This is a genomic window from Micromonospora phytophila (assembly GCF_023656545.1).
Lineage (GTDB): Bacteria > Actinomycetota > Actinomycetes > Mycobacteriales > Micromonosporaceae > Micromonospora > Micromonospora phytophila.
Genome location: NZ_JAMOKF010000305.1, coordinates 1 through 6782 on the forward strand (window position 1 = coordinate 1; position 6782 = coordinate 6782).

General features: G+C 75.4%; 7 protein-coding genes. 4 read left to right on the forward strand and 3 right to left on the reverse strand.

The features are described 5' to 3' along the window. The 3 genes from NCC78_RS25520 to NCC78_RS25530 form a co-directional block, all read left to right on the forward strand. Window positions 1-1307, forward strand: a 1307-nt coding sequence (locus NCC78_RS25520) for a choice-of-anchor D domain-containing protein (protein WP_250797623.1), incomplete at its 5' end; no start/stop codon positions are given. Between the two features lie 19 nt (window positions 1308-1326). Next, window positions 1327-1926, forward strand: coding sequence for an FHA domain-containing protein (locus NCC78_RS25525; RefSeq protein ID WP_250797625.1), 600 nt, complete (start codon window positions 1327-1329; stop codon window positions 1924-1926). A gap of 179 nt (window positions 1927-2105) precedes the next feature. Further along, window positions 2106-2612 carry a DUF8243 domain-containing protein gene (locus tag NCC78_RS25530; protein ID WP_250797626.1) on the forward strand — a complete coding sequence of 169 codons (507 nt, stop codon included), beginning with the start codon at window positions 2106-2108 and terminating at the stop codon, window positions 2610-2612. Here NCC78_RS25530 and NCC78_RS25535 read toward each other — a convergent pair. Beyond that, entirely contained in the window at window positions 2556-3047 is a 492-nt protein-coding gene (locus tag NCC78_RS25535) for a GNAT family N-acetyltransferase (protein WP_250797627.1), read from the reverse strand. The genes NCC78_RS25530 and NCC78_RS25535 overlap by 57 nt on opposite strands. A gap of 9 nt (window positions 3048-3056) precedes the next feature. Further along, a complete protein-coding gene (locus tag NCC78_RS25540) occupies window positions 3057-5462 on the reverse strand; it encodes a glycoside hydrolase family 65 protein (protein ID WP_250797628.1) in 2406 nt (801 codons plus the stop codon). Between the two features lie 171 nt (window positions 5463-5633). Here NCC78_RS25540 and NCC78_RS25545 point away from each other — a divergent pair, with 171 nt between their 5' ends. Then, on the forward strand, window positions 5634-6266 hold the full coding sequence (locus NCC78_RS25545; RefSeq protein ID WP_250797630.1) for a phosphatase PAP2 family protein: 633 nt from the start codon (window positions 5634-5636) through the stop codon (window positions 6264-6266). A gap of 63 nt (window positions 6267-6329) precedes the next feature. On the opposite strand, the gene NCC78_RS25550 is transcribed toward NCC78_RS25545, so the two are convergent. After that, on the reverse strand, window positions 6330-6782 hold a 453-nt coding region (locus NCC78_RS25550), incomplete at its 5' end, for a prepilin peptidase (protein WP_250797631.1).

The window sequence follows — 6782 nt, forward strand, 5'->3', positions numbered from 1 at the left end:
CGCTCGCCTCGACCGTGCTGCACTGGGTCCGCGGCGCGCCCGCCTTCGGGTGGGACGCGCCCGCGTCCGGCGACCCGGCCGCCACCCCGCAGGACCCCCTGGCGCGGCTGCTCCGGCGGATCGCCACCGAGCCGGTGCCCGACCTGCGGCCGGCCGGCGTGCCCGGCGCGGTGTGCGCGGTCCTGGAACGGGCGATGGCCAAGGAACCGGCGCGGCGGCATCCGACGGCGGCGGCGTTCGCCGAGGATCTCCAGGCGGCGCAGCGGGCCACCGACCAGCCGGTCACCCCGTTCGTGCTGGGCGGCGGGGAGGAGAGCCGCACCACCGGCCCGTGGCCGGACACGGCTCCGACCGACCGGTCGACCCCGGCCCGGTTCTCGCTGACCGCCCGCCGCCAGGCGGCCCTCGGCCCCGACCTCACCGCCACCGTGCACCGGACGGCCGGGGCGCGGCGGCACCCGCTGGCGCGTGCCGTCGGGGTGCTCGTCGTGGTGGTGTCGGTGCTGGCCACCGCCCGCTCGGCGGTGCCACCGAACGCCGACGCGGTCGAGGTGCCGGCCGAGCTGGCCTTCGGCGACCAGGAGGTGAACGCGGAGTCGGCCGAGCAGGCGCTGACCGTACGCAACGTCGGCGACCGCGAGGTACGGCTGACCGGGGTGACCGCCACCGGCCCGCACGGCGGTGACCTGCGGGTCACCTCCGAGCAGTGCACCGCGCGCGGACTGGCTCCCGGCCAGCGGTGCGAGGTGCGGCTGGTCTTCGCCCCCCGCGCGGCGGGCCCACGCCGGCCGGAGCTGGCGTTGACCCTGGCCGGGCGACCCGAGCCGGTCACCGTCCTGGCCGTCGGCGCCGGGCAGCCCCGCCCCGCCAGCCGGGACGACGCACCCCCCGGCCCCTGCTACGACGACGCCTACCAGGTCGGCCCGTCCGCCTACGGCTACGCCGGCGGGCTGCGGGCGATCTCCGTGAAGCAGTACTGGTCGCCGAGCTGCCGGGCCACCATGGCGTACGTCTGGGTCTGGAAGCAGTACCGCGACAACGCCGCGATCGACGGTGGCACCTGGAGCATCGACCTGGCGGCCCGCCCCACGACGGGCGCGGCCGGGGCGACAGGTGCGGCTGGCCCGACAGCTGCGGCCGGGGCGACGGGCGCGGCCGGGTCCCGGCAGCGGGCGGAGGGGCAGCCGTTCGAACTGTGGACCGAGCCGCTGCGGGTGACCGGCTGCACCGTGGCGACCGCCACCGTCACCAGCCGGCGGACCGGGGAGCCGACCAGCGCCACGACCGAGCCGCACTGCGGCCGCTGACCTGGCGAGGTGCGCTGTGGTGGACGGGTACTTCGAGGTCTACGCCTCGGGTGGGGTCCGCCTGGTGCCGTTGACCGCCGACGCGCTGACCATCGGCCGGGCGCCGGCCAACGAGCTGCCGATCGACAGCAACCTGGTCTCCCGGCTGCACGCCCTGGTCGAACGGTTCCCGTCCGGGTGGTCCATCCGGGACCTGGGCAGCACCAACGGCACCACCGTCAACGGCAGCCCGGTGCGCCAGGCGCAGATCCTCCGCGACGGGGACCGGGTGGAGATCGGCCCCGCCCGGCTGGTCTTCCACGCCCCGCCGGAACACCCCACCACCCGGACCGTGCACGTCGAGCCGCCGCCCGCGCCACCCGCCCTGACCCGCCGGGAGCAGGAGGTCGTCGCCGTGCTCTGCCGTCCGTTCGTCGAGGGCGGCGCGCCGTTCCCCGAACCCCCGTCGGTGCGGGCCGTCGCGACCGCCCTGGGCATCACCGAGAGCGCGGTGAAGAAGCACCTGTCCCGCCTGTACGACAAGTTCGACCTGACCACCAACGGGGACCGGCGGCGGTCCCGGCTGGCCAGCGAGGCCGTCCGGCGCGGCGCGGCCGGCCCACCACAACCCGCACCCTGACCCCGGGGCGTGGAGCGGTCGGCACCCGGCGTGTCGTCCGGACAGGCTGCGGGCGGTCGACGGCACCGTCGCGTTCGGACAGGCTGCGGGCGGTCGGCGTCCGCCGTGTCGTTGATCCGGTTGAACCGCCCGCCACCTGGGACGACGGTGGGGGTACCGACCGTCGAGGAGGCACGCCGATGACCCGTCAGCGCGAGACCGTTGAGGTCGACCCGGTCCTGTTCCGCGCCGTCTACGACTCGCCCGCCTCGCTGCCCGGGCGACACCGGTGGACGACCCCGGAGTCCGACGTCAGGCGGATCGAGAAGCTGCTCGGCATGCCGCTGCGCAGCATCGGCGCCCCGCTCTGGGTCAGCGGCGACGAGCCGGACTGCCCGAAGTGCGGCCGCCGGGTCAACTGGTACGACATCGTCTCCTCCGCCCTGTCCGGCGTGCACGACCGGATGATGATCGCGACGGTCATCCTCGGCGACCGCAAGTACGTCAACACCGAGGTCCCGGACGCGATCCCCGGGGTGTGCTGCTCCGACTGCCGCACCCCGATCGAGGGGCTGCGCAGCTTCAAGTGCCACAACTGGGCGTACGCCTTCGAGGCGCTGGAGGCCGTCCGGCAGCGGATGGCCGGCACGTCAGTCGTCGGCGGTCAGCTCGCGGACGTGCCGAAGCCCGGGGCGCCCGCCGAGTGACACCTCGCCGACCGGGGTGAAGCCGGTGCGGCGCAGCACCGCGAGGGAGCCGGCGTTGTCCAGGGTGGTGTCGGCGGTCAGCCGGGTCAGGCCGTACCCGTCGCGGGCCAGCGCGCAGACGCGGCGGACGCCGTCGGTCGCCACCCCGCGCCCGGCGACCCGCTCGGCGACCCGGTAGCCCAGCTCGGCGGCGCCGTCGGCGACGTCGACCAGGTTGAACCGACCCAGCACCGCCCCGTCGTCGTCGACCAGGACGTGGAAGTGGCACCCGCCGGTGGCCTGCTCCGCGAGCAGGTCGGCGTGGCGCGCGTCGAAGCCGGTGAAGTAGCCATCGCCCCGGTCCGGCACCGACCGCGCGAACCACTCCCGGTTCTCCCGCTCGAAGCGCAGCAGGGCGGCGGCGTGGTGGGCGGCGAGCCGTTCGAGATGAGACACCGCGCCACCCTAACGGTGGCCGGCGGAGCGGCGGGTGGGGCGGCGGCCGGGCGGGGAGGGCGGTTCGGGGCCGGGGTCGGGGACCGGGGGCATCGGCCGGACCACCGGCCCGCCGCCGGTCACCCGGAACGGCTCGCCGTGGTGCCAGACCTCGACACCGGTCCCCGGGTCGGCGTCCGGCAGCTCGTAGCGGGCCTCGTCGGAGGTCAGGGTGACCCGCAGCCGGTGACCGTGCCAGCGCAGGTGGAACGAGAGCCGCCGGATCTGCGCCGGCAGCCTGGGGTCGAAGGAGAGCACCCCGCGGTCGTCGCGCAGGCCGCCGAAGCCCTGCACCAGCGCCAGCCACGCCCCGGCCAGGGACGCCAGGTGCAGGCCGTCGCCGGTCTTGTCACCCAGGTCCGCCAGGTCCTGGAGCACCGACTCGGCGAACAGGTCGTACGCCAGGTCGAGGTGCCCGACCTCGGCGGCGAGCACCGCCTGCGGGGACGCCGAGAGCGACGAGTCGCGGACGGTCCGCGCCTCGTAGTAGGCGAAGTTGCGGGCCTTCTCGTCGGCGGTGAAGTCCCCCGGGCAGCGCTGCATGGCCAGCACCAGGTCGGCCTGCTTGACCACCTGCCTGCGGTAGAGCTCCAGGTAGGGGAAGTGCAGCAGCAGCGGGTAGTCGTCCTCGCCGGTGTTCGCGAAGTCCCACTCCGGCTGTTCGGTGAAGCCGGCCGCCTGCTGGTGCACCCCGCGCTTGCGGTCGTACGGGATGAACAACGCGTCTGCCGCGGCCCGCCAGCCGGTCACCTCGGCGGGCTCCACCCCGAGCCGCCGGGCCAGCTCGGGGTGGCGTTCCGCGGCGCCGGCGGCGCCGCGCAGGTTGCGTCGGGCCATCAGGTTGGTGAAGAGGTTGTCGTTGACCAGCGCGGCGTACTCGTCGGGGCCGGTGACGCCGTGCAGGTGGAAGGTGCCCGTGTCCGACCAGTGGCCGAAGCCGTGCCAGAGCCGGGCCGTCTCGACCAGCAGTTCCAACCCCGCCTCGGCGAGGAACTCCTCGTCGCCGGTGGCGGCGACCAGCCGCAGCACCGCGTCGGCGATGTCGGCGTTGACGTGCAGCCCGGCGGTGCCGGCCGGCCAGTAGCCGGAGGATTCCCGGCCGCCGATGGTCCGCCACGGGAAGGTGGCCCCGGCCAGCCGCAGCTCCGCCGCGCGCTCGCGGGCCTCGGCCAGGTGCGCGTGCCGCCAGCGCAGCGCCGACCGGGCCACCTGCGGCGACAGGTAGGTCAGCACCGGCAGGACGTAACCCTCGGTGTCCCAGAGCACGTGGCCGTCGTAGCCGTTGCCGGTCAGCCCCTTGGCGGGGATGGTCCGGTCGCCGTCCGGGCGGCCGGCCTGGATCAGGTGGAAGACCGCGAACCGGATCGCCTGCTGGAGTTCCGCGTCGCCGTCGAGCACCACGTCGGCGCTCTCCCAGGCGGCGTCCAGCGCCGCGCGCTGGCCGGCGAGCAGAGCGGCGAAGCCCTCCGCGCGGGCCGCGTCGGCCTCGGCGACGACCAGGTCGGCCAGCTCGTCCGGGGGCGTGCCGTCCACCGGCGCGCACTCGTACGCGGCGAACTTGGCCAGCCGGAGCCGCTCGCCGGGGCGCAACGGGCCGCTCAGCGTCACGCGCAGCCGGTCGGGAGTGCAGTCGACGCCCGGGTGGAAGCCGTCCGGGGCCTGCACCTCGTGGGCCACCGCGACGGCCACCCGCTGCCCGCTGCGCTCGGTGCGGTGCACCAGAACGCCGTCGTGACCGTCCGAGTGGCGCTTCTCGGCCGTCAACGGATCACGGATCGTCGAGGCGGCCCGGGGGTCGTCGGAGCGTTCCGGCACCCGCTCGTTGGCCAGCAGGTCGGAGCAGACCCGTACCTCGACGGGCCCGTCCAGCGGCTCGACCTCGTAGTGCACGGCGGCGACCGGGCGTCGGGGCAGCGACACCAGCCTCGTGCTCCGCACCCGCACGCCGTGCCCGGCGGGTGAGATCCAGTCGGTGCGGCGCTCCACCACGCCGGCCCGCAGGTCGAGCACGCGCTCGTGGCTGCGCAGGGTGCCGGTGCGCACGTCGAGGCGCTCGCCGTTGACCCAGAGCGTGATCAGCGCGCCGTTCGGGGTGCTGATCACCGTGTCGCTGAGCTGCGGGAAGGCGTACCCGTCCTCGGGGTAGGTCAGCTCGCGCCGCTCGTGGAAGCCGTTGAGGTAGCTGCCCGGCATCCCGTACGGCTCGCCCTCGTCGAGGGTGCCGCGCCAGCCGAGCCAGCCGTTGCTCAGCGCGAAGATCGACTCGGTCTCGGCGAGCCGGTCCAGGTCGTCCTCCGTACGCCGGATCCGCCAGCTCTCGTCGTCCCCCGCCCCGGGCACGGCCGGCGGTCGATCGGCGGTGGGGGTGTCGTGCACTGCGCCTCCAGGAAGTTCGACGGACCAGGCCACAAAAGCAGAGCCGGGTGTGCGGTCACTGAGACGAAAGGTCGGGGAGACGCCCGGACCGTCGCACACCGCGTCCGCCTCGAAGGTGTTCCAGGGTTGTCCGGGAGGTAAACGCGGTATGAACGGTAGGTGAGGTGAGTCATGGTTGAGACGGGCAGGACGGACGTTCCGGAATTCAGCGTGGACTGGTACCAGGACATCGTCGGCTTCGCCGCCGACACCCCGCAACCGGTGCGGTGGTTCGCCGGGCACTTCACCGAGGGCGCGATCCTGCTGCTCGGCGCGCTGCTGCTGGTCGCGGCCGTGTCCCGGCTCGGCGGCACGGCGCGGGACCGGGCGTACGCGCTGGTCGCGCCGGTGACGGTGGTGCTCGCGTACGGGTGCAGCGAGTGGTTGAAGACGGTGGTGGACCAGGACCGGCCCTGCCGGGCGGCGACGGCCGAGCTGGCGATCATCGCGGGCGGATGCCCGCCGACGGGCGACTGGTCCTTCCCCAGCAACCACGCCACGATCGCGGGCGCGCTGGCGGCGGCGACCCTGCTGCTGTCCCGCCGGCTCGGGCTGGTCGCGCTGCCGGTGGCGGCGCTGGCGGCGTTCTCCCGCACCTTCGTCGGCGTGCACTACCCGCACGACGTGGTCGCCGGCGCGCTGCTCGGCGCCCTGGTCGCGGTGCTGCTGACGCCGCTGCTCGCCCGCCCCGTCGCGGATCTGCTCCGCCGCCGCTCCCGCCACCCCGACCGCCCGGCCCCCGACGCCACCCCCACCCGCCCCTGACCCCACGACCCCCTGCGGCTACGGGACGTCGAGCCTGCCTTCCGACCGACCCGCCACCTTCCGTCAGGGGAGGAGGAGCAGGGCGGCGACGGTGCCGAGGACCAGGAACGGTCCGAAGGGGAGGTGGCTGTGCCAGCGGACCCGGCGGGCCGCCAGCAGCCCGACGCCCACCAGCCCGGAGAGCGCGAGGGCCAGCAGCAGCCCGGCCACCGGGACGGCCCAGCCGAACCAGCCGAGCAGGACGCCGACGCCCAGCGCCAGCTTGGCGTCGCCGAGGCCGAAGCCGTGCCGGCCGAGCAGCAGCGTGGTGGTGGCGAAGAAGAGCGCCAGGCCGACCCCGGCGCCGGTGGCCCGCAGCCAGGGCTCCGGGCCGGCCCCGCCCAACGCGGCCACCCCGAGCAGCAGCCAGGTCCCGCCGGCGGCGGGCCAGGTGAGCCGGTCCGGCAGCCGGTGCACGGCGACGTCCACGAAGACCAGCGGCACCGCCCAGCCGAGCCACCAGGCGGTGGCGACCAG